This is a genomic window from Cyclobacterium roseum, assembly GCF_010119225.1.
Taxonomy (GTDB): Bacteria; Bacteroidota; Bacteroidia; order Cytophagales; family Cyclobacteriaceae; genus Cyclobacterium; species Cyclobacterium roseum.
Window position 1 is genome coordinate 1 of the sequence record NZ_WNKF01000016.1, and the last position, 24,323, is coordinate 24,323.

Below are 24,323 nucleotides of genomic sequence, written 5' to 3' on the forward strand. Positions count from 1 at the left end.
AAACATTACCTGCTATAATTCCTACCTAATTCTAATGGGTTCCTCGGATGGATACATTTATGGGAGCGATCAGCTAAAATGAGTAGGTGCTACATCGGGCAGCTCTAAAAAAAATTGAATTTAGTAAACACATTTAAAATTGCTCTTTGTGATGGAACACCAGATTTAATTGTTATGGGACGTTAAACAGTTATCTATGCGACTTCTTGTCGCACCTTGGTGGTGTGAGAGCCTCAACCTGAGCTATTTGGCTCAGGTCGGGCTCGATTGTGGCACGTTGTTGATTATGAAACTTTCTCTGCCGTAATTGTTACGTCAGGGTCTGATAGTTTAAGCCCTTTAACTTTGCCATCCTGAATATCAAAAGTTATGATGACAGAAGGTGCTCCATTATAAGTAAATCTGTTATCTCCTATTTTATATAATGCTCCGCCAAATCCGCCAATTGGGCCTAGCGAAAGCAATTTCCTCATATTTACATCAATAGTAAAACCTTCTTTTTCTCCATACCCATATTTGTAATCACCAAGGTATTTCTTTTGTTCTTCTGGACTTACTTCGATATATTTTTCACCGTCTGCGTTTCCTAATGAGGTTAAATAATCAATGGTTTTTTCCAAGTTTTCAATTTCGGATTTGGTCATTTTGTCTTTCATACGTCTCCCCGCATAAGCGTGGTCCAACAGGCTAATTCCGTGTGGTCCTGTAACTTCTTGTATTCCTTTTGACGCTTCTGCAATAGACTTAATGACTTGAAAGTGTCCTAACATTGCAAAAGTAAAAACTGTTGGTCGTGCACCTTTGCTCATAAGGTATAACGCTATATCTCTTCGCCCTACGTGCGATGCAGCACCAATAGCCGATTCAAAATCACCAAATCGCCATTCCCAAACAGACCTAGAAAGTTCGGGTCGTTTTTCTACAAGTTCTTTTACACGGTCTAAATCAAAGTGAGATTTGCCTACAACCTCTTCTATAATTTCAGGCGTAATATTTGGGAATTGTTCAGGTACAGTATCGTTTTCTGTCAGTTTCAAAACCCTATTTGTACTTTGACTTGCTAATGAAAAATTGGGGATAGCTAAACCTAATGCTGCCAATGAACCAATCTTTAATGAAGTTCTTCTATCAATGTTATTGTTTTTTTTCATTGGATTTTGTTTTTAATGTGCCACAACGGTGGCGGTATGAGTAGTGCGGGATTTCGAAGCACTTACCTACCAAACCGTTGCAATGTTTACTAATTGTACTCATGTTCAAATTACCACATCACCCCGCATTACTTATGACCGCGTGTTGTGCGTAGCCATCTATTAAGCAACTTCAATTTCTTCAATTTTCATTTTGACCTCAGCGATATTATTCCTCGTTTGTTCCAATAAAGTAAAGGATGGATTTATAGAGTTTTCTTTTAAAAGCTTAGATTGTTTTAATAATATATTCTTATTAAAAGTTATATTATTTAATACCTTAGAACATATAGACTTGTATTTATTTAGAGCTTCGCTATATTGTAATAAATACTGTTTAAATTCTTTCTCCTTGTTTACTAAAGTCTTATGTAAAGAATAATTATTAACGTTGAATTTTTCGGATAAAATCATTGTCAAGATCTCATTTGATTGAGACTGTAAATATTGAAAAATTTCATCTTTATGGTCACTTGATAGTTTGACTTTGAATTCTTCAAAATCATTCTTAAGTTGTTTAATTACAATATCCTTTTTACTACTATTTAACTTATTTTTTGCCTCTTCTTGTTTTAGATCATGCTTATCTCTCTTTATGCTAATAAATGCACTAATCAAAAAACTAGACACGTTAATTAACAAGCCAAGTAACCATTGAAGACCTACTGTTAAATTGTTGGTTAAGTTGTATTTAGGCAAAAAATAAAACAACAATACTGTAATAATTAAAATCAAACCAAAAGGCACAAACTTTTTTAAATAATAAAACATTCGTTGTCGTTTTAACTCTTTTAAAACATTCTCTTTTTCAATTTCAAGTATTGCTAAATTTGAGTTTATGGATTGAATCTTTTCCGAATAATAGTTTTTTACTTTATGTTTAATCTCTTGACTTAATGCTTCAAACTTTAAACTGTAAGAATCTAATATTTTTTTCTCATCATTTTTAATATGGACTGAGTCTATACTAATATCAATGATAGGGTTATCATAAGTTATCATATTTAGTTTCTCGAAGACCTGTGAGCATACTTGTTCAAAATCTTTACTTGCATCATTATATTCCAAAAAAATCTCATATTCTGCATCTTTTAAATATGATTCGATATTGGGTTCTTCAATATCGATTAAATCAAGTTGGTCACTTAATCCCAAATTTTTAATGTAACTTTTTGCTTCAACTGAAAATGCTGCGACTGTATATATTTTAACTGCATTTTTATAGGTTTCAAATATCTCGCTCAAAGCCTGCTTTCCTTCAATAATAAGCTTAGAAGTTGAATCAATAGGGTTATGATTCTTGGTTCTACTTTTGAGTGAATCTATTTGTCTTTTTAATTCAGAATAGGGAAAGAAATCTAAGTATTCAAAAGTATTTTGGATATTTTTTGAATATACTTCAACTATATCATTTTCAATATTATTATTAAAAATAAATTTCTCCATTTGAGAATCAATAAGTTTATGTATCGCTTCTGCACTTATCGATTCATTGTTATCAATTAGCTTATAAATGCTTGTTTGAATAGTTTCTTTTAAATCTATTAGTTCTGATTTAATTTGAAGTTGGTATTCATTTACCTTTTGTTTATTAGTGGAGGATCTTAAGTCCAATTGTGTTTTCCGGAAATCTTTTATCGGACTGAGATCTACAAATTCAAAGGGTGTACTAATACTTTTATGGACTATATTATTTTGATTTATTGAACCATCAAATACTTGTTTTATTTTATCATCTATGGTTCTCCATGAGTTAACCATTTTATCAGTTCCTATTATTGTTTTTTGTTCATATTCTTCAAGCTTGACTTTTGCCTGTTTGAAATATTTCTCAATAGTATCCAGCTTGGTTTTTATTAACTGCATAAAATACATTTTGATCTCCTTTGAAGTTTTCGTAAAGAAATCAATTTTATGATCGTGTAATCTTAATATATTGTCATAGTTTTTAGGATTACAATATTTGTCGATTTCTGTCTCCAATAAATTAATATTAAATTGTTCTTTATTGTCAATTAAAATAAAATCTTCGTAATCCAAGCTAATTGTTTCTATAACTTGATTTATTCTTGCAGCAAGTTGCGCTGCAAATTTTTCATATTTTGGTTTATTGAAATTAGATTTATCCAACTCCTTCAAATCATCTGCTTTAAATTCATTGCCTCTTGTTATTAAAAATACTGTTGGAATATTTGAAAGATGTTTTTCTTTTTCTTGTAATAACGGTATGTCCGAATTTGTAAATGGATGAGTCGCAGCCATACAATAAATAATTAAATCACAAAGAGGTAAAGAGTCCCTTACAATTTCTTCATATGTTGAAGGATCTCCAGATCCAGGAGTGTCCATAATTACTTTGTCTTTTAATGCTCCATTACCCTCGATTTGTGATATAACGACGGGTACCTTTCCGCTTCGAGTTAATTTAATTACATCATTATTGTTGTTAATACTTGTAATTAAAGTTATTTGATCATCTGTAGGATTATGATCGGATAACTTTTCATCTATAGTTCCATGGAGCTTCAATATTGAATTAATTGTACTACTTTTTCCAGATGAAAAGTGACCGAGAAAACCTATGTAAAAAAGATTGTTTGTTCTTTTTCGATATTGGTCTGTAGTTCTTTCTATTCTTTCAAGTTGGTTAAAATATTCTATACTTTTAAAATTTGTTGATAATTCTAAAACCTTTTCAGCCAAATCATGTTGAAACTCTTTTTTTAATTTCTTTATTCCTTCGAGTAATTGACTACTTCTTAAGTCTTTTATTTCTTCACTCATGTTTCTTCGATCTAGTATTCTATTTGGTTATGGAGTAGTTTCTCTGGTTACGCACAACTTGTTTATTGTTACTATTTTATCTGCCTTATTTTCAAAATAGGGTTGCATAAAAACCAGTTTATCGTCCTTATTTTAAACTAGCCTATCAGGTATAAATTACTTCCGGGATACCGTACATGGCGCCAACTTCTTTCGATCCCTTTTGCTTACTAATACCTACTGTAGGTTTGGATAGTGCTGTTCCCCTTTGTACACCACAGTATAAAAGCAGGCAATTACCAGCCCCTAACGTATTCTCTTCCGGAATCCGACTTTCATTCCTTTGAAAAAACGCCTTTCCCTAAAAACACAAATCCAATATACCGGAAAAATACCATTTCACCAACGGTTGGTTTAGGATATGCGCTTGATTGGGGTTTAAAAATCTCTTGGGAAGTTTGGCCGGAGAATCCGGAGTTTTAGAGAAAAAGTAACGAATGGATCCTCCATTTTCGGTAATTTGCTCCTGTCATGGGATTCTGTCAGTGGATTCAGGTTCAAGAAAATTACCCGGTACAGAACGGGAATTCATCTTTGGTGAAATTGCTGTAAAAAATAGTAACAAGCCTAAGCCTTTCTTGATTATCCTGTTCCCGACACGCTAAAAGCTCCTTAAGAAGGCTGGGAGGAAATTCCCGAATTTTTGAAAAAGAGGGAAGGAGGTGATTGGAATGTAAACCATCCGGTTGGCGAGGCAACTTCTCCTACGCCGACTTGATTGGTAAATACTTCTATTAATTCAAGATTCTTTTTGGAATTCGTGCTGTTTTCTGCTCCAAATACTAGTTCAGCAAGCGAAATTTCAGAAATAGCAACGTTTTCCGTTCCTATCTCCTGAAAGGTTTCTATTAACCCATACTTCCCTCTTAAAAAATGGATGCAGACGTTGGTGTCTAAAAGGTACTTCATTCGAAACCAGTATTTTCTGCTTTTTCAATTCTGGATTCTCTGATTTCTTTAATGATTTCATCGGAACTTTTAGCATCTTCCCATGCTCCAAAAAGCGTTCGTAAATCCACCTTCTCTTCATTCACATCAAGAGACTCGGTCAATTTAATGATTAGTTTTTTCTTGGAAAGATTATCCAAACCTTTCAATAGACCGAAATACTTTTCCAATGTCTTGTTGTTTACTGTCAGGTTTGCCATGCTTTTTTTATTCAATTTACGAAATTAGTGGATGGGTGGTCAAAAAATTTGAATAATTAAATCCCTGATTTTCTTAATTTAATTAAATCGCCCATGGCACTCAAATCAGTAGTAAATCCACCTGCAGTACTCACATCATCTCAGCAACGTAGTTACTATAACTCTATTTCCTGAAAATCAACAAAGGGGGTAGAAACTGTTCGTCCTCCTGTGCCTATTCCATCACCTTCTCCACAAAAGGAAGCGTGCCATCTCCCATTTTGGGTAGGATCTGCCGCTCGGAAGGTGAAAGCGCCAACAGGTATTGTTTTGATGCTGTTTAATGCATCCCTGGCAGTTAAGAGGATAGATAGAAAAAAATAAAGAAAATAGGGTTTTAAGACTCCGCTTCTTTACGCATAAACCTGACTAAGAGGTTAGCTATCTGCTGGCATTAGATTCAGTCCTGAAATAAATCGATTCCTACTACGGGATTGACTAATTTCCCATTGATGCTGTTTTGATTTGCGGTTAACAGGTCCCAGGGCTCCATTCTGGGTTCGTCCGATAAGTCAAACGTCCCGAAATGCATGGGAATAAAATAGCTGCCTCCCAGCGTATTAAAAGCCTTGATCGCATCGGTTGGGCTGATATGGGCTTGCGCCATAAACCATTCCGGTTTGTAGGCACCTACACCCATCAGGCAGTATTGAGGCTTGCCCATGATGTCTGAAATATCTCCGAAATGGGCTCCGTATCCGCTGTCTCCCATAAAGTAGACGGTCTTGTCCGGACCGGTCAAATAAAAGCCTCCCCATAAATTTTCATTCAGATCCCAAAGCCACCTTCTGGACCAGTGACGGGCTGGCAGGTAGGTGATGCTAAGTCCTTCGGTCTTAAATTCCTGGTACCAGCCGGCTTCCTGAATTTCCTGGCCGTTTGTCCATCCCCCAATGACTTCTCCTAGCTTTAAGCCGGTGAGAATTTTCATATGGGGATGATTATCCGATAAAAATCGAATGGTTTTTTTGTCACAATGATCCCGGTGATTGTGAGAAAGGAGTAAGTAATCGATCGGCGGGAGGGATTCGGGTGAAAATGGTAGTTTGCTTTCTCTTTTCAGAAAAATGTTATCGAATAATACCGGATCGGTTAAAATCACCTTCCCGTTAATTCGTATCAGGTAGCTGGCATGCCCCAGCCAGATTAGAAAATCACCATCTCCTTCTGGTAGGGTAGCTTCTTCTTTGACGTTCAGGGTGCGTGTCTCTGCTTCCTTTTCCTCCTTTTGCGGGTTTTTGGAGGTTTGCCATTTCCACAAGTCCCCAAAACTAGACTCAAATTCATGGTATAGGTTGGTAAATTGACCTTTTCCGTTGACCGGATTTCCTTTCCAATCCGGCGAGGGGTGTACGGTCTTCAATTCGGGGTTTTGCATGTAAGTGGTTTTATTGGATTCCTTTGAAGAACTGCACCCAATAGTTAGAAAATAAACCGTGCTTGCCAGGATAAAGAGTCCTATTTTCACTTCGGTCTTTGTTTTATAATCCATTTGCTTATTGGGTATTCAAGACGGCTTCAACTAGTAAGGAATGCGCTTTGCTGCGTCTGGCAAATGTAAAACCACCTCGCTGGTAAATAGGTTTTAATCCTGGCTAACCATGACATGGTTACTGCTCCAATTTATCAGGATCGGGAAGTAATAGCTTCTCCAGCTCTTTCCAGGAGCTTACCCGAACATGTTTTCCCGGAGAAGTGGTCTCATTATGGGGTTGGCTGAAAAGATAGGTTTCTCCGCTGAAATGATCCAGGTTTTTAAAATGATCGTCGATCATTATATCCGTTTTGATAATTTCTTTTGAGCCACAAAACACCATTTGCCGCCAATGAATAAAGGGGAAATGCTTGTTCAGCCATCGGTGTTTTTCATACAAACTTAGCGGGAATTCGGTGGCTGCTGAGACAATAAATAGCTTATAATGAGCACTTATTTTTTTCAAGGAATCCTGCGCCCCTGGAATTAAGGGAGCATTTTCAAAAAAGCCCGGTGAATGCACGTGCTTTTTAAGTAGTGGAAAGGCCTCTGCTTCTTTTAGGCCCCGGATGGCCTCCGGACTTATTTTTTCTCCTGTATCCTGAAAATGCATTTCTAAAAATTGGCGGTAAACATCAGCAAGCACACCATCCATATCCACGGCAATGCTCTTCATGAGTCTTTGTTATTTAAGGCATCTACCAATTGCCTGTTGAGTTTTCGTTCCCTTTCCAGGGTATTGCGGCGGTGTTGATCAAATTCCTCCCGAAGATCTTCCAGGGTCTGTTGCGTTTCGGACGTAATTTTATGACCGCGTTTGAATTGAATAAACGAAATAATCAGAACAAGGAGTAGAAGTACGATGATTCCCCATACCAGATTGTTGTAAAATTGCTTGTGCAAAAGGAACCCAAAAATACTGAAGCTGTCTCTTTCGTCAATGGCACGGGCCAGCTCCTCCCTGGTTTCGGACAATTCACTGTTTAATTGGGTAATCTGGTTATTGTTTTCCGAAAGGCTCCTTTTTAACTCCTGAATTTCATCCTGATACCGCTGCGTAGAATCAAGGATGGTTGCCTGAAGTTGGTCCAATTCCGCTCTTTTGATTACCTTATATTCCTGATAATTGGAAGAAATCCGTTTCAGGTTTTCAAATTGTTCCTGAATGGTGCCGATTTCTCCGGTTTCCGTTTCCGGGCTTTCACTTTGAGCGAAGGTTGCTGCCTGAAAGGCTACAAAAAGCGTAAATAAAAAATAGGTAAATTTCATAATAGGGCTGTTTTATAATGCTGATTCGTATTGCTTCCCTCAACAATATTCATGCAAAACTAAAAAATAATACACGAATTCAGCTTATTTTTTTCAAAGAGATCGGCTTTTTATGTTTTTTCTTTGAAATCCATGGAGATTGAATTTATACAATACCGGGTACCTCCCTTGTCTGACGGGCCATCTGGAAAGCGATGTCCTAAATGGCCGCCACAGACGGCACAACAAATCTCCTCCCGCACCATGCCGTGCGAATAATCCATGGTAACGGTAATGGCATCTTTTGAAACCGGATGGGTAAAACTGGGCCAGCCGCATCCACTGTCGTATTTATCACGGCTGTGGAATATTTCATTCCCGCAGCCACGACATTCGTAAATACCTGTGGCCTTATTGAGATAATATTCTCCGGAAAAAGCCCTTTCTGTTCCTTTTTCCCTTAACACCCGGTAGGCATCCGGATCCAACTTGCTTTTCCAATCTTCTTCACTCAGCTTTTTTGCGGCGTCATTTTCCATACGATCCTTTCTTTATTTCTATACCATAACTCCTATTTAGCCGGAATGGTTTCGCTACGAATCGATGGATCGAATAATCTGGGAACAGGCAAATTCAATTTCCGAGCGACTAATTGTCAGGGGAGGGGCAATGCGCATGGCATTGTCACAAAACAAAAACCAATCGGTGATCACGCCATTATCTATGCACCGGTCAATGATCGGTTTCAGGACTTCAAAAGACTCGAAACTCAGGGCCATCATTAGTCCTTTGTTTCGAATACCGGTTATTTTTGGATGCACCAGAAGCTTTTTGAACAAGTTGGCTTTATCGGCCACAGCCGCGACCAATGCCTCGTCCTGAATAACCTGAATGGTGGCCAGGGAAGCGGCAGCACTTACCGGATGTCCCCCAAAGGTGGTGATATGCCCCAAAAGAGGATTATTCTTTAATACTGACATGATCTCTCTGGACGAAATAAAAGCACCGATGGGCATGCCGCCGCCCATACCCTTGGCGCAGACCAGGATATCCGGTTGGATTCCAACATCCTCAAAAGCCCAGAATGTACCGGTTCTTCCGAATCCGGCCTGTATCTCGTCCAATATGAGAAGGGTTCCTGTTTCGTTGCACTTTTTTCTCAAGGCCTGAAAATAAGCCCTGTCAGCCACCCGTACGCCTGCCTCTCCCTGTACGGTTTCCAGGATTATGGCTGCTGTATCGGTCGTAATCGCTTCCAGGTGATCCTGATTTCCGTAAGCAATTTGGCGTATTCCGGGAACAAGCGGACGATAGGCTCGCTTAAATAGCTCATTTCCGCCGACGGAAAGTGCCCCATGGGAGGAGCCATGGTAGGCATTTTCACAGGACAGTATTTCCCGGCGATTGGTGTACCTTTTAGCCAGTTTCAAGCCTCCTTCCACCGCCTCACTGCCACTGTTTACCAGGTAAACGTTGTCTAGGGGGTTGGGTAAGGTCTGTGTCAGTGCCTGCGCCAATAGGGCCTGGGGTTGTTGCACGTATTCGCCGTACACCATCAGGTGAAGGTACTTGTCCAGTTGTGCCTGTATGGCTGCGAGGACCTTTGGGTGCCGGTGGCCCACGTTACTTACCCCGATACCGGAAATCAGATCCAGGTACTGCTTTCCGTCCGGGCCGTAGAGAAAAACCCCCTCGGCTTTCTCTATTTCGATCATAAGCGGGAAATCGGTTGTCTGGGCTAAATGAGCAAGAAATAGTTGACGATTATTCATGGATTGCGATGCAGTTTATTGGTCGTATCGGGTCGGGTTTACGAATGCTGCAAAAGTACACATAGGACAGCGTTAAATAAAACCGAAACGAATCCCCGTCGGTTCACACTGAATTGGCCGCAAACTTTAAATAATTTCCCCGGGATGAAGGATTATTTCATTCAAATCCCTTAATTTGATCCTTCAATAAACCATAAACTAAAAAAAACCTATGAAATTTAAATGCCTTAGCTTGTTGTTACTGCTGGGATCAGTCAGTTCATTTTCCCTTTTTGCCCAGCAAAATGAAACCAAATTACCACCGGAAGCAACTGAATTCTACGAACCAAAAGTAAAGCCTGTCAGCCCGGGTAGCGAAAACCACCTTCCGCCTGCAGATGCGATCGTACTCTTCGGAGGAAACGACTTGAATGCCTGGGTAAGTGAAAGAGATGGAAGTTTTCCCAAATGGAACGTGGAAGATGGGATTCTGACAGTAGCTCCCAGAACCGGCGGTATAAAGACCAAAGAAGCGTTTGGAGATGTTCAGGTACATATCGAATGGCGTGCACCTAGCGAAGTGGTAGGAAACGGACAGGGAAGAGGTAATTCCGGATTTTTCTTTATGGGAAAATACGAGCTGCAAATTTTAGATTCCTACGATAACGAAACCTATTCGAACGGTCAGGCTGCCAGCATTTACAAGCAACATCCCCCCCTCGTTAACGCCATGCGTGCTCCCGGGGAGTGGAATACCTACGACGCCGTATTCACGGCTCCCAGGTTCAATGAAGATGGAATGTTGATTTCACCGGCACGGATAACCGTTTTTCATAATGGCATTTTGGTACAAAATAATGTAGAGCTGAAAGGTCCTACCGAATACATCGGGATTCCTCATTATGTAGCCCATGCCGAAAAATTACCCTTCCATATTCAGGATCATAGTAATCCTGTTAGCTTTAGAAATATCTGGGTGAGAAAACTGGACTGAAGTACTCGCTGGAATAACCCCATTAAATCATGAATTCAAGAAGAAAATTTTTACACCGGTCTTTACTGGCTTCGGCCGGAATGGCGGCTTTTCCCGCTGCGTTATCCGCAGGAGGATTGAATGCACCGTTTAGAAAAGTCGGCGCCAATGATCAGATCAACTTCGGCCTTATTGGATGTAAGGGCATGGGTTGGTCCAATATGAACAGCCATTTGCTTTTACCAGAAGTCAATTGCGTAGCATTGGCAGATGTGGATCAGAATGTACTCGATCAACGCACCGAAGATGTCTATAAACTGAGGGGAAAGAGACCCAAACAATACAAGGATTACCGGCAGCTATTGGAAGACCCGGATATCGATGCCGTCATCATCGGAACGCCCGATCATTGGCATTGCCTGAACCTGATAGACAGCTTATCTGCCGGTAAACACGCCTATACCGAAAAGCCATTGGCTAACAGTATAGAAGAGTGTAAGCTGATGGTAAAAGCGGCGGATCGTTACGGGAAGCTGGTGCAAGTAGGACAGTGGCAACGTAGCGGATCCCAATACGCCCAGGCCATCGATATGGTTAAATCCGGAAAACTGGGAAATATTCGTCTGGTGAAAACCTGGGCCTACCAGGGCTGGATGAAGCCCGTGCCTGTAGTGCCTAACGCACAGCCTCCGGCGGGAGTCGATTATCAAATGTGGCTTGGCCCTGCTCCTGACAGGCCTTTTAATCCGAATCGGTTTCACTTTAATTTCCGCTGGTTTTGGGATTATGCCGGAGGGCTTATGACTGACTGGGGAGTACACGAGATTGACATTGCCCTGTTCGCCATGGGAGTCTCTGCCCCCAAGTCCATCATGGCTTCGGGTGGTAAATTGGCTTATCCGGATGATGCTTCGGAAACACCCGATACCCTGCAAACCGTTTACGAATACGATGGGTTTAACATGCTGTGGGAGCATGCTACGGGTATCGACGGAGGAAATTATGGAACCACGGAAGGAATCGCCTTTATTGGGAATAACGGAACCCTGGTGGTCAACAGGGGTGGCTGGAAAGTCATTGCGGAAACAGAAAATGTGAATGGCCAGCGAAAAGAGAAAATTGAAGCCATGGAGCTGGTCCGACCCGAAGGAAATGCCCAGCGCATCCACTGCAAGAACTTTGTAGAATCCATCAAAGCAAACGACCCAACCATGCTTAATTGTGGCATAAAAACCGGGTCGGTGGCAGCCATCAATGCCCATATGGGAAATGTCGCCTATAAACTAGGTGAAAAGATCTACTGGGATGCTGCCAAGGATCAGTTTACGAATAAAAAAGCCAATAAAATGATGAAGGCAGACTATCATAACGGCTGGAAACTCCCCAGCGTTTAATAGTTCTAAATAAAAAAAGGGGCCAATTGGCCCCTTTTTTATTAGTAATTTTCCAGCATGCGTTTTATGTGCGCTTTGGCATCCAGCATGTTTTGAAAAACATCCTTGATGTGATGATCCGCATCCAGCAGGTAGGTGATTCGCTTTGGAATTCGAATAAGCGGAACCAAGGCATCGTATTTTTCGCATACTTTGCCTGACGTATCGGAGAGCAATTCAAACGGTAGATCATGCTCTTTCTTGAAGCGGAGATGGGTGGGCATATCGTCCCGGCTAATTCCAATTACGGGTAGTTCCAATCCCCGGAAATCCTCAAACTGATCTCTGAATTCACACGCTTGAGCGGTACATCCACCGGTAAAATCCTTTGGATAAAAATAAACCACACAGGCTTTGCCTTTTAGATCATTTGATAGTGAAAATAACTTGCCGGACGTCGATGGCAAAGTGAAATCAGGTGCTTTTTGACCAATTTTTAATCCCATTTCTTTTTTGATTTATTACTTCAAATCCGCTACCTAATCCTATATTCAACTTATAAATAAAGGGTTAAACCTGTCAGGTTTCATCTACGCAACGTTTATTGTTGGCTGAATAGCAACAAAAACCTGACAGGTTTGCGGATGTTAGGTAGTAACAAAACGAGGGGAAATTAGTTTAGAAACAGCCTGAAATATTCGGTTGAAAGGAACCAAAAGCAGTAATTTTCACTTATCCTAAAAGTTTTCTCACGAAGTAAATCGATTGGTTTGAGCAATGATAGCGTCCGGCACATGTTGCTGGCTGGATTTTTTTTCGCCCTTATGAATGTGACGGTCAAATATTTGCCGCACATCCCTGCAATTGAAATCATTCTTTTCCGCTCTGTTTTTAGTTTTATATTCAGCTATATTTTGTTGAAAAAGCAGCGAGTACCCGTGATGGGGAATAACAAAAAACTGTTGATACTAAGGGGAGTGGTGGGCTCTATTGGCCTGATTACGTTTTTTTATACCTTGCAAAACATTCCGCTTGCCAGCGCGGTGACGATCCAATACCTGGGGCCTGTGTTTACCAGCATTTTGGGGATTTTTATCGTCAGAGAAAGAGTCTTGCCGGTACAGTTTCTCTATTTTGCCGTGGCTTTTTCGGGTGTATTGATGATTGAGGGCTTTGATTCCCGAATTGATCCGGTGTTTTTAGGAATTGGGATTACCTCAGCCCTGTTTTCCGGCCTGGCCTATAATGTGATCCGCAAGCTGAAAAACACCGAACATCCCTTGGTAATCGTTTTTTATTTCCCATTGGTTACTACCCCGTTTGCCGGGTTGATCAGCTATTATTTCTGGGTAACTCCTCAAGGCTGGGATTGGGGCTTGCTGTTGTTGATTGGCGTTTTGACTCAGTTTGCACAGTATTTTATGACCATGGCCTATCAAAATGCCAACCTGGCGAAGGTAGCCAGCCTGAACTATGTGGGAATCTTGTATGCCTTGGGATTCGGCTATGTTTTATTTGAAGAGACCTATAATCTATGGACGTATGGAGGCATGCTGCTGGTCCTTTCCGGGGTCATACTAAACTTGCTTCACTCAAGAGGGGTTCCTTCAAATAAATAGGTCAAAATATGGCATAAGAAGTCGAATCCTGTAAATTTGGGTTTTATACCTACGTTTTTATGAAAATCACCAAAGATCTCTACCAAAGCTCGCTGACTTTACTGACCGATTATTACCAATTTACCATGGCCTATGCTTACTGGAAGGCCGGTAAAGCGGAAGAAGAAGCCATATTTAATCTTTTTTTTAGAAAAAACCCTTTTCAGAGCGGATTCACCGTTGCCGCAGGGTTGGACTATATCATAGATTATTGTCGAAACATGACCTTTGGCGACAAGGAATTGGCATTTTTAGCGGAAATGGTAGATAAAAAAGGTGAAAAAGTGTTTGAAGCGGAATTTATCAGCTACTTGAAACACATGACCTTTAGCTGCGATATAGATGCCGTGGAAGAGGGGGAAGTGGTCTTTCCAAACATGCCGCTTGTTCGGGTAAAAGGCCCGCTGATTCAGTGCCAGCTTCTGGAGACACCTTTATTGAATATCATAAATTTTCAGACGCTGATTGCCACCAAGGCTTCTCGGATTGTGCTGGCCGCAAATGGCGATCCGGTGATGGAATTTGGTTTGAGAAGGGCTCAGGGGATAGATGGAGCGTTAGCGGCCAGCCGGGCTTCTTACATTGGTGGTTGTACCTCCACCTCTAATGTCATGGCTGCGAAGCTTTTTGATATTCCGGTCTCAGGCACGCATGCCCATAGCTGGATCATGTCTTTTGAAAACGAAATGGAGGCTTTTGAGGCTTATGCAGCGACGTTTCCAGATAATACGACACTATTGGTGGACACCTATGATGTCATTCAGGGCGTTAAAAATGCCATTACCCTGGCCGGGAGATTAAGGGAAAATGGAAAACAACTGCAAGGGATCCGGATTGATTCTGGTGATTTGGCCTATTTCAGCAATCAGGCACGGGAAATGCTGGATGCAGCCGGATTTCCGGAGGTTAAGATAGTGGCCAGTAATGACCTGGACGAGCATATCATCACCTCCCTCAAAATGCAGGAGGCCTCTATAGATATTTGGGGCGTAGGGACCAAACTCGTTACGGCCTATGATCAACCAGCCCTTGGGGCGGTTTACAAACTTTCTGCCCTTAAAAATCCTCAGGGAGAATGGGTGCCAAAAATTAAGTTATCCCAACAGTCGATTAAGATCAACATTCCCGGGTATCATAACGTAATGCGTTTTACTTCCCGTGGAAAAGCCATGGCGGATATGATTTACCTGGAAGGAATGGAACATGGCAATTCCGTAACCATTATTGACCCCATTGATCCTACCCGAAGAAAAAAGATCTCGGTGGAGAACGCCAGCACGGAAGTTTTGCTGAAACCCATATTCAAGAATGGAGAAAAAGTGTACCCCAGACCCACCATTCACCAAATTCGTGAGAAGGCTCAAAATAGATTGGAAGCTTTTGATAAAACCCACAAGCGGCTTATTAACCCTCATATTTATCCGGTCGGTTTAGAGGCCGGATTATATGAATTCAGAACGAATCTGGTATTGAAGTTAAAATCCATGGACAATGGTACTTGATCAAAAAAAGTGTATGGTTAAAAAGGGGCGCAGCCTAACTTTTTTTCTTTTCTAAATTTCACCATCGGGGCAATGGGGTACCTAATGCCACTATTTTGGGAAATGTGAAAGGATGATTTTGACCCTCATCCAGTTTTTTCATTTTCATGATTTCCAGATTCCCACAAGAAAATGAAAGGACTCCCTCCTCATCAATTTCAAACGTATGTGCCGACTTGAGTACGGTTAGGAAAATGTCTTCCCCATCCCCTTCACACCATTTCTCGGTCATTCCCATAAATCCGAGCACATCGATTCCATTTCCTTCCAGGTAGGTAAGAATGCTGAAAATGTTGCATCCAGTATGTCCAATAGCGGTCTTATTAGCCGTGTCAAAATAAAGGGTAGGCTTCTTATCCGGAAATAGTTCTTCAAAGGGCTTGAACTTGTCGTAGATGTAACTCAATTCCCACAAGCCTTCCAGGTCTTTTTGAGAGGTGTTTTTATGGGACTTTTCGGGAAACGGTTCGATTTCTATGGTATCCGGCATTTGCGCAAATCCTAAACCTGCCAGCATTGAAAACAATACTATCCATATCGGGAATATTTTTATCATGGTTATAGGGTTCAATGTCAAGTGAAATATAACAATTAATTGATAAGATTAAAATGAAAAGCGCAAATATTAAGCCACTTTCAATTTGCATTAGATTAAACCCTATCAAAAAGTAAAAACCCTTTAGAAATAAGATTCTAAAGGGTTTTTCATTGCTAAATCAGCCTAAAGACCGTCGGTAGTGGCATGAAGCTTTCCTAGTTCCTGGTCTATGGTCCATAGCCCTATGCCTTCTTCTCCGATAATTTCAAATATCTCCAAGGCCCTCCTCGCAAGGGTTTCTTCCTCCCTTTGCTCCGTCACATACCACTGCATAAAGCTGAAAGTGGCAAAGTCCTTTACATTAAAACAGTGGTCTACGATCAGATTGATGGATTTCGTTACCTCAATTTCATGTTCCAGAATCAATTCGAAGACCTCTCGAAGCGAGTTGAAGTTATGCCGAATGTTCGTAATTTCCGGTTGAACAGCATGCCCGCCAGCCTCATTGATGTATCGGAATAATTTCAGCATGTGCCCACGCTCTTCTTCGGCATGGTCGTATAAAAACCGTGCGGAATTCGTAAAGCCTTGCATTTCGGCCCAGGAGGCCATTGATAAGTAGTAGGCGGAAGACTTTCCTTCCATTTCTACCTGCTTGTTGAGCTTTTGCTCTGTATCGGTAAGTAAGGACCTTTTTAAGGTTACAATTTCTCTTTCAACTGTTTTCATAGCGTGTATATAGTTACATCTTTAACTTAAAAATAACGATTTTTTCATTAAAACAAGCCACTTTGAGAATGGAATTGACCATCTAAGACCTGCTAGTTGGATTTAGGCAAAACCATCAGGTTGATTTTACTAGGGTAATTCTCCGAATGAAATACTTTATGTATGGCTTTCACAAAATCATCCTCCTCCGCTTCGAAAATGTTCTCCACGTATTTTTGTGGATTTCTGTCGATTAAAGGAAACCAGGTGCTTTGGATCTGAATTTGGATCTTGTGCCCTTTTTTAAAGGTATGGTAAATATCCTGCAATTGAAAATCCACATCTGTAATCTGATCCGGAATGAATGGCCGGGGCGATTCAAAACTTTCTCTGTATCGGCCTCGTATCACTTCTGACCTCACCATCAGGTGGTAATTACCCATGTCCACACCATCCAATACGTATTCGTGGTTGGGGTAGTCCCCGGGGAAAACATCTACCACTTTCACTATCCAGTCGGCGTCGGTTTGAGAGGTGGCCACTTTTAATTGGGCCATGATTTCACCGGCCACTGTTAGATCGTCTTCCAGCACAGAGGATTCAAATGTTAGTACATCCGGGCGCCTGGCAGCAAATCGCTGGTCATCGGCCATGTATTTTCTGGGAGTGAAATTGAGTTTGATGTCCTGGCTGTAAGGAACCGGGTTTTCGGGATCGGATTCAAATTTGGAAAACCGGTTGCCACTGGGTTCCTCCCTAGACAAGCCCCCGTTTTCCTGTAAGTAAAAACTCGTCCATTCGCTTTCTTTTGGAGGCCAATTTTCAAATTTATCCCATTGGTTCTTACCGGTATCAAATAGGTAGGCTTCGGGTAATCCGGTATTCCCATTTCCTTCTCCTTTGAGGAAATGGTTGAAAAATGTAAACTCTACCTCTTTTTGGTACCAGGTAGAAATGGAATCACCAAAGTACATGTTGGAAACGGTTTGAACGCCTCTTTCTCTGGACCAATCTCCATGGGACCAGGGTCCCATTACCAAGGTATTGTAGGTATCTGGGTTGTTTTTTTCGATGGTTTTATAAATGGTAAGGGGCCCGTAGAGATCTTCTGCGTCAAACCAGCCTCCGACTACCATCACGGCAGGAGAAACATCGGTTAAATGCGGAATGATACTCCGCTCTTGCCAAAACTCATTGTAATTCGGGTTGGATTTCAGTTGTTGCCAGAAAAAATTATCCTCCCCGTAGTAGGCATCGGCGTTTTTCAGTGGTCCCATATCCATAAAAAACTGGTAGCCGTCATTCGTTCCGGGGTTCACCATTTCGTACCAGGCCTCGTCTGTCGGGCCGTCTTTTTGGTACCCGAATACAGTGGTAGCCAACCAGTAGCTCAGAAAGTAGGCTCCATTGTGATGGAAGTCGTCAAAATAGAAATCGCCGATGGGAGCCTGAGGTGAAACCGCTAGCAGATTAGGATGGGCGTAGGGAAGGGCGGCGGCACTATAAAACCCCGGGTAACTGATGCCCCATTGACCGACTTTACCATTGTGATTTTCCAAATTTTCCAGAAGCCACTCAATGGTATCATAGGTATCCGTGCTCTCGTCGATTTCGTTAGGATCTCCAGTTCGGATACCGACGGTTGGCCGCATGTTGTCGTACAATCCCTCCGACATCCACCTTCCCCGGACATCCTGATAAACAAAAATATACCCGTCTTTCATCAAAAAAGGAGAGGGACCGAGGGCATTTCGCATGTTCCCTTCCCCGTAAGGTCCCGCATTGTAGGGAGTACGTTGCATCAGAATGGGATAATCCACCGATTGATCTTTTGGATGGTAGACAACGGTGTGAAGCGTTACACCGTCACGCATGGGGATGTCGTATTCCGTTTTGACATAATTTTCCTTAACGTAATTTTCGTTTTGTGCTTGCACTAATGAAAACGTTGAAAGGATCCAGAATCCCAGCAGGTAGCGAATTATTTTTTTAGGTTGCATCTTTACTTCTTTGGTTGCGCTTATGTAAACTTTTTATAATTTGAAAGGTTAAAACTTCATTTGGGTAAAAAATGAGTAGTTTTGTTTTTTAGTTTTGTCCCTTTCCCCGAGTCATTGGTTACCGGAGAGTAGAACAGTGTTCGGACGAATAAAGTTAAAACAGTAATTTGAATAAATGAAAACAGTAGCATTAATTCCCGCAAGATTTGGCGCTACCCGCTTTCCAGCGAAGTTGCTGGCCGATCTAAGGGGAAAGCCTCTGATTGCCCGAACCTACCTCAGTACCCTGAATACCGGAGTATTTGATGAAGTAATGGTGGTTACCGATCACCAGGATATAGCTGCTGCCATTCAGCAGGAGGGAGGAAAGGTATTTATTAGTAAAAAGGAACACGAAAGCGGATCAGACCGAATCGCGGAAGCAGCCGCCTCCCTGGATGCCGAAATAATCGTGAATGTTCAGGGGGACGAACCTTTTCAGGATGAAAAATCCCTTTCGGATTTAGTAGCGGTATTTGAGGACGATCAAGTACAGGTAGCTTCTTTAATGACGCCTATCTCCGGGGATGCCTTGATTCAAAACCCGAATATTGTAAAAGTGGTCACCGATTCTGATAATTTTTCTCTTTACTTCAGCCGGTCGCCCATACCCTTTCAACGAAACGATAACAGCCAACCGAATTATTTCAGGCACATAGGTATTTATGCCTACAAAAAGTCATTGCTGATGAAATTCACCGGTTGGGAGAAGTCAGCACTTGAGAAGGCCGAAATGCTGGAGCAATTGCGACTGCTGGAAAACGGTTATCAGGTGAAGATGGTCGAAACCAGCCACCAGGCGGTGGCCATCGATGTACCGGAAGATCTGGAAAGAGCCCTTCGGTATTACGATGCTATCAACCCACGGTAAAACCGTATCCGCCCCATCCCTTTGCCAATGGTTTGAATAGAAAATTTTGACTCAGTTTCCCCTTTATTTTTCAGGTAGGTTAACCAGGTTCAACGAATGAACCGCGGCGAGGCCAGCTGTTTCGGTTCTGAGGCGGTGTTTTCCCAGGGAGCAGGGGTGGAAGCCTTTTTCCAACGCCAGGCTGATCTCACCCGGACTGAAATCTCCTTCCGGTCCGATTAAGACCAGGTAGGATCGGTTAGGCGTTGCCAATTGCATCAAGTGTTGGGTATTGTCTTTATCCAGATAAGCAATGTACCGATCGTAGGTAGCAAACGTTTTGTCCGCAACAAAATCTTCAAAGGGAGTGATTTCATTCATTTGCGGCAGCCAGGCTTTAAAACTTTGTTTGCAGGCTGCAATGAGTTTTTTTGTAAGTCGATCCAGGTTTACCTGACTTCGTTCGATATGGGTGGTCTTCAGAAAAGTGATTTCGTTAAATCCGATTTCAGTAATTTTTTCCACCATCCACTCCATGCGATCCGTGTTTTTAGTAGGGGCCACAGCAAGATGAATGTGAAACGTTTCCTGAGGATTAAACTCCTGCTCGATTATTTTTAACTTACATTTTTTCGGATGGTTTTCCGCAATCATGCAGGTAAAAAACGATCCCTTTCCATTGGTGAAAAGTACGGTGTCACCTATATTTTTTCGTAAAACCTTGACCAGGTGGTGGGATTCTTTATCACTCAGTGTAAACGCCTCCCCGTTGATTTGTTCTTCAAAAAAAAGTTGCATCCTTAATTTATTGTTTGGTCGAATTTATAAAAATTCATTCAGAATGAAGGGAGAAAATACGTAATATTGCATGCATATTCAATAATAAACCTCCTGAAACCATGACATCTGAAGACTTGATCGAATCCATAAAGTCAACCAAAAATCCGGATTGGCAGCAATGGCTGGAACAAACGCTACAGCTATTTGACTGCGTGACGGGTACCTTGCACGTGTTGAATCCTACCACCACTATTTTGGAGTTAAAGGCAAAGCAGGGAATCCCCGATTTTTTATTACCCAAAATGACCCAAATCCCGGTGGGAAAAGGAATGGCAGGGATCGCTGCTGAACGAAAGGAGGCCGTACAAGTTTGCAACCTTCAGACGGATGCCTCCGGGGTGGTCCGCCCTGGAGCAAAAGATACCAAGGTGGAGGGCGCTATCACGGCTCCCATGCTTTTAGACGGCAAACTTTATGGAACCTTGGGAATAGCCAAAAAGGAGCCTTATGAATTCACCGAAAGTGAAACCGATACGCTGATGGCCATTGCCGCTTCCATGGCAGCATTGGTAAAGGATTCCGAGCGCTAGACCTTTACGAATATTTTCAGTCGGTAGAGCAGGTACAGAAACACCCAAACCAACAGGAATGCCCCAAATGCCTGGAATACGGGGTACCAATCCTCAGGCAAAGGAGCGTACAGTCCTGAAAATAATTTTTTGCTTGTATACCCAAAATCGATGAAACTGTAAGCGAAGTAGATGGTTAGGGAATTCAGTCCGATAACCTGAAAGAAGAACGCCCACTTTCGGATATGCCATACATCGATAATCCAATAGAACATCAGTAAAAACAAAAAGGCCATTCCTGTAGTCAGCAGGATAAAGGAGCTGGTCCAGAGGTGCTTATTGATGGGAAAATGCAAACTCCAAAGTAAACCAAGGGCAATTCCCGCTACTCCTGCGATAGCCAAATACTGGCCCTTTCGCTTATCCAGCCAGGCTTTACCTAGTATTTCACCGGCAAGAGTCCCAAATAGGGTCAAACACAGGGAGGGTATTTGGGTCAATATACCCAATTCGTCATAAGTGCCCTGCAGCAATCGGCCGGGTAGGAAGGTTCTGTCAAACCACCCAACCAGGTTTCCTTCAAAGCTCAGGTCACCTGCTCCGTATCCCGGCACAGGAATTAAATACAAGGCCGCGTAGTAAAGCAACAAGATAGCCAACCCGGAAGCCAATCGTTTGTAAAAATCCATATTCAGATAAAACAGCGTAGCGACAAAGGTCGCCAGGCCAATCCTTCCCAGCACACTTCCCAACCTGATCTGGGAAGGTTCGAAAAAGGGGATGGGGGAATTTTTATATACGATGCCTAAAAGTATCAGGATAAGCATACGGATAAAGGTTTTTCGATACAAGGTGGAATTGGGCAAGCCCATAGCCTTTCCCTTATTCAAAGAAAAGGTGAGGGAAACCCCGGCGATAAATAGAAATAAAGGGAAAATGAAATCGTAAAAGGTAAAGCCATTCCATGCAGGATGTGTTAGTTGGTTGGCCATCCAATCGATGGCTCCGATTCCAGTCTTGCCTTCAAGCAAGAAGAGAAAAGTACCCCCTCCTGCAATCAATAACATGTCAAATCCCCTCAGGGCATCTATGGAAAGTAAACGTTTGGATGAAGAAGGAGCGGCAGATACTGGCGATCCTAGTTCAGGATCTTTTCGTTGTTCACTGGAAGTAGTAGTACTCATGATTACTTTATTAGGTGATTTGGGGTTTTATATCCGAAAATCCCTTGATTTGACGGATTCCTACCAATTTATTTTATTTATTTGGAATTTAAAAGTATTTTTAATTTCTCCATCTTTAAAAAACCACAGGACAGATGGAAATATTTTCGAAATCAACGACAAGATACAGGTATGAAAAAGAATCGAAGAGATTTCATTAAAATAGGAAGTTTAGCAGGTCTTTCTGCCCTATCCGGCTGGCCTACAGAATCAAACGGATCTCCTAACCCCGGCAATATCCCGGTCAGGCCGGCAGGATTTAATATGAGCGGTTATGCCGCACCCGCCCTGGACAAAGTGAGGATAGGGTTTGTTGGACTGGGAAACAGGGGCCCGGGAGCCGTCGTCAGAATGAGTAAAATAGAGGGGGTGGAGATAGCAGCGTTATGTGATCTAAGGCCGGAGCGAATCAGCCACGTGAAAGAACGCATCAAAGAAACTCCACACGACCCTGCTGTCTATACGGGTTCAGAAGATGCCTGGAAGGAAATGTGTGAGCGAGAGGATCTGGATCTGATATACATTGCAACCCCCTGGTACCTACACACCCCAATGGCTGTCTATGCCATGGAGCAGGGCAAGCATGCTGCCACCGAGGTGCCTGCGGCGATCACACTGGATGAATGCTGGCAATTGGTGGAAGTCTCCGAAAAGACCCGGAAACATTGCATGATGCTGGAAAATACCTGCTACGATTTTTTCGAATTGCTGACATTGAACCTGGCAAGGCAGGGGTATTTTGGGGAAATTATCCATGGAGAAGGGGCTTATATTCACGATATTCTGGAGGGCAACTTTTCTAAAACGAAGTATTACGACATGTGGCGCCTTAAGCAAAACATGCGCAATGGAAGCCTTTACCCAACGCATGGATTAGGTCCTGTGGCGCAGGTGATGAATATCAATCGGGGTGATCGGATGGATTATCTTGTTTCGGTGTCCAGTCGGGATTTTATGATGGGAAAGAAAGCGAAGGCTCTGGCTGCCGAGGATGCCTTTTACCAGCCGTTTGCGGGTAAAAATTTTCGCGGCAATATGAATACCACCACCATCAAGACCGAGCAGGGAAGAACCATCCTGCTACAGCACGATGTCACTTCTCCCAGACCCTACTCCAGGTTGCATACCATCAGTGGCACGGAAGCCTATGCCCAGAAATATCCGCTGCCGGGCAAAATTTCCGAAGGACACGAAGGCTGGTTATCCGAAGAGGATATGCAGACCCTGGAAGAAAATCACCAACCCCCCATCGTCAAAAAAATCGGGGAATTGGCCAAGCAAATTGGCGGCCATGGTGGTATGGATTTTTTGATGGATTGGCGAATGATTGATTGCCTCAGAAATGGGATTCCATTGGATATGGACGTGTACGATGCCGCAGCATGGAGTTCCATAGGACCATTAAGCGAATGGTCGGTAGCCAATAGGAGTGGAGCGATCGATGTGCCCGACTTTACCCGTGGTGCCTGGAAAAATAATGCTCCGGTAGATGTGGAATTGAGTAAGGGAGGAACCACCAAAATTCTAACTGCCTAGAAGGGGTATTCACAAAGAAAAAGGACCAGGTATTTAATTCTATTTGGAAATTCATCGAATTTCTCTCACATTCAGGCTAAACCCTAAAAAAAAATTGTTGAATGAAAATCTATAAACGTAAAACCCCGGCGGATCTTGGAAAAGCTGCCGGTGAGGAAGCGGCCCTTGCCATCCAAGCTGCCATTAAGAATCAAGGTGAAGCAAACATTATTCTGGCCACCGGAACCAGCCAGTTTGAGACGATCAAGGGCCTGTTGGCGCATCAGGAGATCGATTGGAAGAAAGTAAGGATGTTTCACCTGGACGAATACCTGGGCTTGGACATCTCACACCCGGCTAGCTTCAGAAAATACCTGAAAGAACGATTCGTCGATAAAGTAGCGCCCTTGAAAGCCTTTCATTTCATAGACGGGGAAAGGGATCCGGAGAAGGAAACGGAGCGATTAGGCGACTTGATCCGGGAAAATCCGATTGATGTGGCCTTGGTAGGGATTGGTGAAAATGGCCACCTTGCCTTTAACGATCCGCCTGCCGACTTTGATACCGAGGAGCCGTATCTGGTGGTGGATCTGGACGAGGCTTGCAGGAAGCAGCAGTTTAATGAAGGCTGGTTTCCGGACCTGAATGCCGTTCCCACCCGGGCGATCAGCATGTCCATACGGCAGATCATGAAGTCTAAAAAAATTATTTGTTCTGTACCGGATGCCCGGAAAGCAGCAGCAGTGAAGTCCTGCCTGGAGAATGAGCCCAGTCCGGAATTCCCTGCCAGCATTCTACAGGAGCATGCGGATTGTTCCCTGTACCTGGATGAGGCTTCTGCCTCCCTTCTGGATTCATCCACTGCTGTAAACGAATAGCCAAG

General features: G+C 42.4%; 23 protein-coding genes. 8 read left to right on the top strand and 15 right to left on the bottom strand.

What is annotated here, in order from left to right; all coding sequences use genetic code 11:
- Positions 1–284: 284 nt before the first annotated feature.
- From GJQ68_RS23235 to GJQ68_RS18305, 9 genes are all read right to left on the bottom strand, one after another.
- Positions 285–1,151: a hypothetical protein gene (locus GJQ68_RS23235; RefSeq protein WP_202927969.1), complete on the bottom strand. Its 867-nt coding sequence runs from the start codon at positions 1,149–1,151 to the stop codon at positions 285–287.
- 162 nt (positions 1,152–1,313) lie between these two features.
- Complete coding sequence (locus GJQ68_RS18270; RefSeq protein ID WP_162418725.1) at positions 1,314–3,974, bottom strand: P-loop NTPase family protein; 2,661 nt, start codon at positions 3,972–3,974, stop codon at positions 1,314–1,316.
- A gap of 651 nt (positions 3,975–4,625) precedes the next feature.
- Positions 4,626–4,922, bottom strand: coding sequence for a PIN domain-containing protein (locus GJQ68_RS18275; protein ID WP_162418726.1), 297 nt, complete (start codon positions 4,920–4,922; stop codon positions 4,626–4,628).
- Entirely contained in the window at positions 4,919–5,161 is a 243-nt protein-coding gene (locus tag GJQ68_RS18280) for a hypothetical protein (protein ID WP_162418727.1), read from the bottom strand. Before GJQ68_RS18280 ends, GJQ68_RS18275 begins: the two co-directional genes overlap by 4 nt.
- 439 nt (positions 5,162–5,600) lie before the next feature.
- Complete coding sequence (locus GJQ68_RS18285) at positions 5,601–6,692, bottom strand: MBL fold metallo-hydrolase (RefSeq protein WP_162418728.1); 1,092 nt, start codon at positions 6,690–6,692, stop codon at positions 5,601–5,603.
- A gap of 118 nt (positions 6,693–6,810) precedes the next feature.
- Positions 6,811–7,350, bottom strand: a complete 540-nt coding sequence (locus tag GJQ68_RS18290) for a 5' nucleotidase, NT5C type (RefSeq protein WP_162418729.1) — start codon at positions 7,348–7,350, stop codon at positions 6,811–6,813.
- On the bottom strand, positions 7,347–7,943 hold the full coding sequence (locus GJQ68_RS18295) for a hypothetical protein (RefSeq protein WP_235941744.1): 597 nt from the start codon (positions 7,941–7,943) through the stop codon (positions 7,347–7,349). The genes GJQ68_RS18290 and GJQ68_RS18295 overlap by 4 nt, the downstream gene beginning before the upstream one ends.
- Positions 7,944–8,053: 110 nt before the next feature.
- A complete protein-coding gene (gene msrB / locus GJQ68_RS18300; RefSeq protein ID WP_162418730.1) occupies positions 8,054–8,461 on the bottom strand; it encodes a peptide-methionine (R)-S-oxide reductase MsrB in 408 nt (135 codons plus the stop codon).
- 54 nt (positions 8,462–8,515) lie between these two features.
- The gene (locus GJQ68_RS18305; protein ID WP_162418731.1) at positions 8,516–9,694 is read right to left on the bottom strand and encodes an aspartate aminotransferase family protein; all 1,179 of its coding nucleotides are present in this window, start codon (positions 9,692–9,694) and stop codon (positions 8,516–8,518) included.
- Positions 9,695–9,905: 211 nt separating this feature from the next.
- On the opposite strand from GJQ68_RS18305, the gene GJQ68_RS18310 reads away from it, so the two are divergent.
- Entirely contained in the window at positions 9,906–10,667 is a 762-nt protein-coding gene (locus tag GJQ68_RS18310; protein WP_162418732.1) for a 3-keto-disaccharide hydrolase, read from the top strand.
- 29 nt (positions 10,668–10,696) lie between these two features.
- The gene (locus GJQ68_RS18315; RefSeq protein ID WP_162418733.1) at positions 10,697–12,040 is read left to right on the top strand and encodes a Gfo/Idh/MocA family protein; all 1,344 of its coding nucleotides are present in this window, start codon (positions 10,697–10,699) and stop codon (positions 12,038–12,040) included.
- A 41-nt stretch (positions 12,041–12,081) separates the two neighbouring features.
- Here the strand turns inward: GJQ68_RS18315 and GJQ68_RS18320 are convergent, their stop codons facing one another.
- A complete protein-coding gene (locus tag GJQ68_RS18320) occupies positions 12,082–12,525 on the bottom strand; it encodes a peroxiredoxin (RefSeq protein WP_162418734.1) in 444 nt (147 codons plus the stop codon).
- 288 nt (positions 12,526–12,813) lie between these two features.
- Between GJQ68_RS18320 and GJQ68_RS18325 the strand changes: the two genes are divergently transcribed.
- Positions 12,814–13,638: a DMT family transporter gene (locus GJQ68_RS18325; RefSeq protein ID WP_162418810.1), complete on the top strand. Its 825-nt coding sequence runs from the start codon at positions 12,814–12,816 to the stop codon at positions 13,636–13,638.
- Positions 13,639–13,697: 59 nt separating this feature from the next.
- The gene (locus tag GJQ68_RS18330; protein ID WP_162418735.1) at positions 13,698–15,179 is read left to right on the top strand and encodes a nicotinate phosphoribosyltransferase; all 1,482 of its coding nucleotides are present in this window, start codon (positions 13,698–13,700) and stop codon (positions 15,177–15,179) included.
- Positions 15,180–15,237: 58 nt separating this feature from the next.
- Here the strand turns inward: GJQ68_RS18330 and GJQ68_RS18335 are convergent, their stop codons facing one another.
- From GJQ68_RS18335 to GJQ68_RS18345, 3 genes are all read right to left on the bottom strand, one after another.
- Entirely contained in the window at positions 15,238–15,774 is a 537-nt protein-coding gene (locus GJQ68_RS18335) for an META domain-containing protein (protein WP_162418736.1), read from the bottom strand.
- 165 nt (positions 15,775–15,939) lie between these two features.
- Positions 15,940–16,485 (bottom strand): ferritin, encoded by a 546-nt coding sequence (locus tag GJQ68_RS18340; protein ID WP_162343816.1) that lies wholly within the window; start codon positions 16,483–16,485, stop codon positions 15,940–15,942.
- A gap of 92 nt (positions 16,486–16,577) precedes the next feature.
- Positions 16,578–18,464 carry a CocE/NonD family hydrolase gene (locus GJQ68_RS18345; RefSeq protein ID WP_162418737.1) on the bottom strand — a complete coding sequence of 629 codons (1,887 nt, stop codon included), beginning with the start codon at positions 18,462–18,464 and terminating at the stop codon, positions 16,578–16,580.
- Between the two features lie 175 nt (positions 18,465–18,639).
- Here GJQ68_RS18345 and kdsB point away from each other — a divergent pair, with 175 nt between their 5' ends.
- The gene (gene kdsB, locus GJQ68_RS18350; RefSeq protein ID WP_162418738.1) at positions 18,640–19,374 is read left to right on the top strand and encodes a 3-deoxy-manno-octulosonate cytidylyltransferase; all 735 of its coding nucleotides are present in this window, start codon (positions 18,640–18,642) and stop codon (positions 19,372–19,374) included.
- A 63-nt stretch (positions 19,375–19,437) separates the two neighbouring features.
- Here the strand turns inward: kdsB and GJQ68_RS18355 are convergent, their stop codons facing one another.
- Positions 19,438–20,151 carry a 16S rRNA (uracil(1498)-N(3))-methyltransferase gene (locus GJQ68_RS18355; protein WP_162418739.1) on the bottom strand — a complete coding sequence of 238 codons (714 nt, stop codon included), beginning with the start codon at positions 20,149–20,151 and terminating at the stop codon, positions 19,438–19,440.
- A 101-nt stretch (positions 20,152–20,252) separates the two neighbouring features.
- Here GJQ68_RS18355 and GJQ68_RS18360 point away from each other — a divergent pair, with 101 nt between their 5' ends.
- Entirely contained in the window at positions 20,253–20,723 is a 471-nt protein-coding gene (locus tag GJQ68_RS18360; RefSeq protein ID WP_162418740.1) for a GAF domain-containing protein, read from the top strand.
- Here the strand turns inward: GJQ68_RS18360 and GJQ68_RS18365 are convergent.
- Entirely contained in the window at positions 20,720–21,886 is a 1,167-nt protein-coding gene (locus tag GJQ68_RS18365; RefSeq protein ID WP_162418741.1) for an acyltransferase family protein, read from the bottom strand. The genes GJQ68_RS18360 and GJQ68_RS18365 overlap by 4 nt on opposite strands.
- 171 nt (positions 21,887–22,057) lie before the next feature.
- Between GJQ68_RS18365 and GJQ68_RS18370 the strand changes: the two genes are divergently transcribed.
- Positions 22,058–23,461: a Gfo/Idh/MocA family protein gene (locus GJQ68_RS18370; protein ID WP_162418742.1), complete on the top strand. Its 1,404-nt coding sequence runs from the start codon at positions 22,058–22,060 to the stop codon at positions 23,459–23,461.
- 101 nt (positions 23,462–23,562) lie between these two features.
- Entirely contained in the window at positions 23,563–24,318 is a 756-nt protein-coding gene (locus GJQ68_RS18375; RefSeq protein ID WP_162418743.1) for a glucosamine-6-phosphate deaminase, read from the top strand.
- The last annotated feature ends 5 nt before the right edge of the window (positions 24,319–24,323 follow it).

Coding starts and splice junctions, on each gene's coding strand:
- GJQ68_RS18375 (WP_162418743.1), top strand. CDS start 23,563: ATGAAAATCTATAAACGTAAAACCCCGGCGGATCTTGGAAAAGCTGCC.
- GJQ68_RS18315 (WP_162418733.1), top strand. CDS start 10,697: ATGAATTCAAGAAGAAAATTTTTACACCGGTCTTTACTGGCTTCGGCC.
- GJQ68_RS18325 (WP_162418810.1), top strand. CDS start 12,814: ATGTTGCTGGCTGGATTTTTTTTCGCCCTTATGAATGTGACGGTCAAA.
- GJQ68_RS18365 (WP_162418741.1), bottom strand. CDS start 21,886: ATGAGTACTACTACTTCCAGTGAACAACGAAAAGATCCTGAACTAGGA.
- GJQ68_RS18320 (WP_162418734.1), bottom strand. CDS start 12,525: ATGGGATTAAAAATTGGTCAAAAAGCACCTGATTTCACTTTGCCATCG.
- kdsB (WP_162418738.1), top strand. CDS start 18,640: ATGAAAACAGTAGCATTAATTCCCGCAAGATTTGGCGCTACCCGCTTT.
- GJQ68_RS18270 (WP_162418725.1), bottom strand. CDS start 3,974: ATGAGTGAAGAAATAAAAGACTTAAGAAGTAGTCAATTACTCGAAGGA.
- GJQ68_RS18290 (WP_162418729.1), bottom strand. CDS start 7,350: ATGAAGAGCATTGCCGTGGATATGGATGGTGTGCTTGCTGATGTTTAC.
- GJQ68_RS18335 (WP_162418736.1), bottom strand. CDS start 15,774: ATGATAAAAATATTCCCGATATGGATAGTATTGTTTTCAATGCTGGCA.
- GJQ68_RS18280 (WP_162418727.1), bottom strand. CDS start 5,161: ATGGCAAACCTGACAGTAAACAACAAGACATTGGAAAAGTATTTCGGT.
- GJQ68_RS23235 (WP_202927969.1), bottom strand. CDS start 1,151: ATGAAAAAAAACAATAACATTGATAGAAGAACTTCATTAAAGATTGGT.
- GJQ68_RS18345 (WP_162418737.1), bottom strand. CDS start 18,464: ATGCAACCTAAAAAAATAATTCGCTACCTGCTGGGATTCTGGATCCTT.
- GJQ68_RS18295 (WP_235941744.1), bottom strand. CDS start 7,943: ATGAAATTTACCTATTTTTTATTTACGCTTTTTGTAGCCTTTCAGGCA.
- GJQ68_RS18285 (WP_162418728.1), bottom strand. CDS start 6,692: ATGGATTATAAAACAAAGACCGAAGTGAAAATAGGACTCTTTATCCTG.
- GJQ68_RS18310 (WP_162418732.1), top strand. CDS start 9,906: ATGAAATTTAAATGCCTTAGCTTGTTGTTACTGCTGGGATCAGTCAGT.
- GJQ68_RS18305 (WP_162418731.1), bottom strand. CDS start 9,694: ATGAATAATCGTCAACTATTTCTTGCTCATTTAGCCCAGACAACCGAT.
- GJQ68_RS18360 (WP_162418740.1), top strand. CDS start 20,253: ATGACATCTGAAGACTTGATCGAATCCATAAAGTCAACCAAAAATCCG.
- GJQ68_RS18340 (WP_162343816.1), bottom strand. CDS start 16,485: ATGAAAACAGTTGAAAGAGAAATTGTAACCTTAAAAAGGTCCTTACTT.
- msrB (WP_162418730.1), bottom strand. CDS start 8,461: ATGGAAAATGACGCCGCAAAAAAGCTGAGTGAAGAAGATTGGAAAAGC.
- GJQ68_RS18370 (WP_162418742.1), top strand. CDS start 22,058: ATGAAAAAGAATCGAAGAGATTTCATTAAAATAGGAAGTTTAGCAGGT.
- GJQ68_RS18275 (WP_162418726.1), bottom strand. CDS start 4,922: ATGAAGTACCTTTTAGACACCAACGTCTGCATCCATTTTTTAAGAGGG.
- GJQ68_RS18330 (WP_162418735.1), top strand. CDS start 13,698: ATGAAAATCACCAAAGATCTCTACCAAAGCTCGCTGACTTTACTGACC.
- GJQ68_RS18355 (WP_162418739.1), bottom strand. CDS start 20,151: ATGCAACTTTTTTTTGAAGAACAAATCAACGGGGAGGCGTTTACACTG.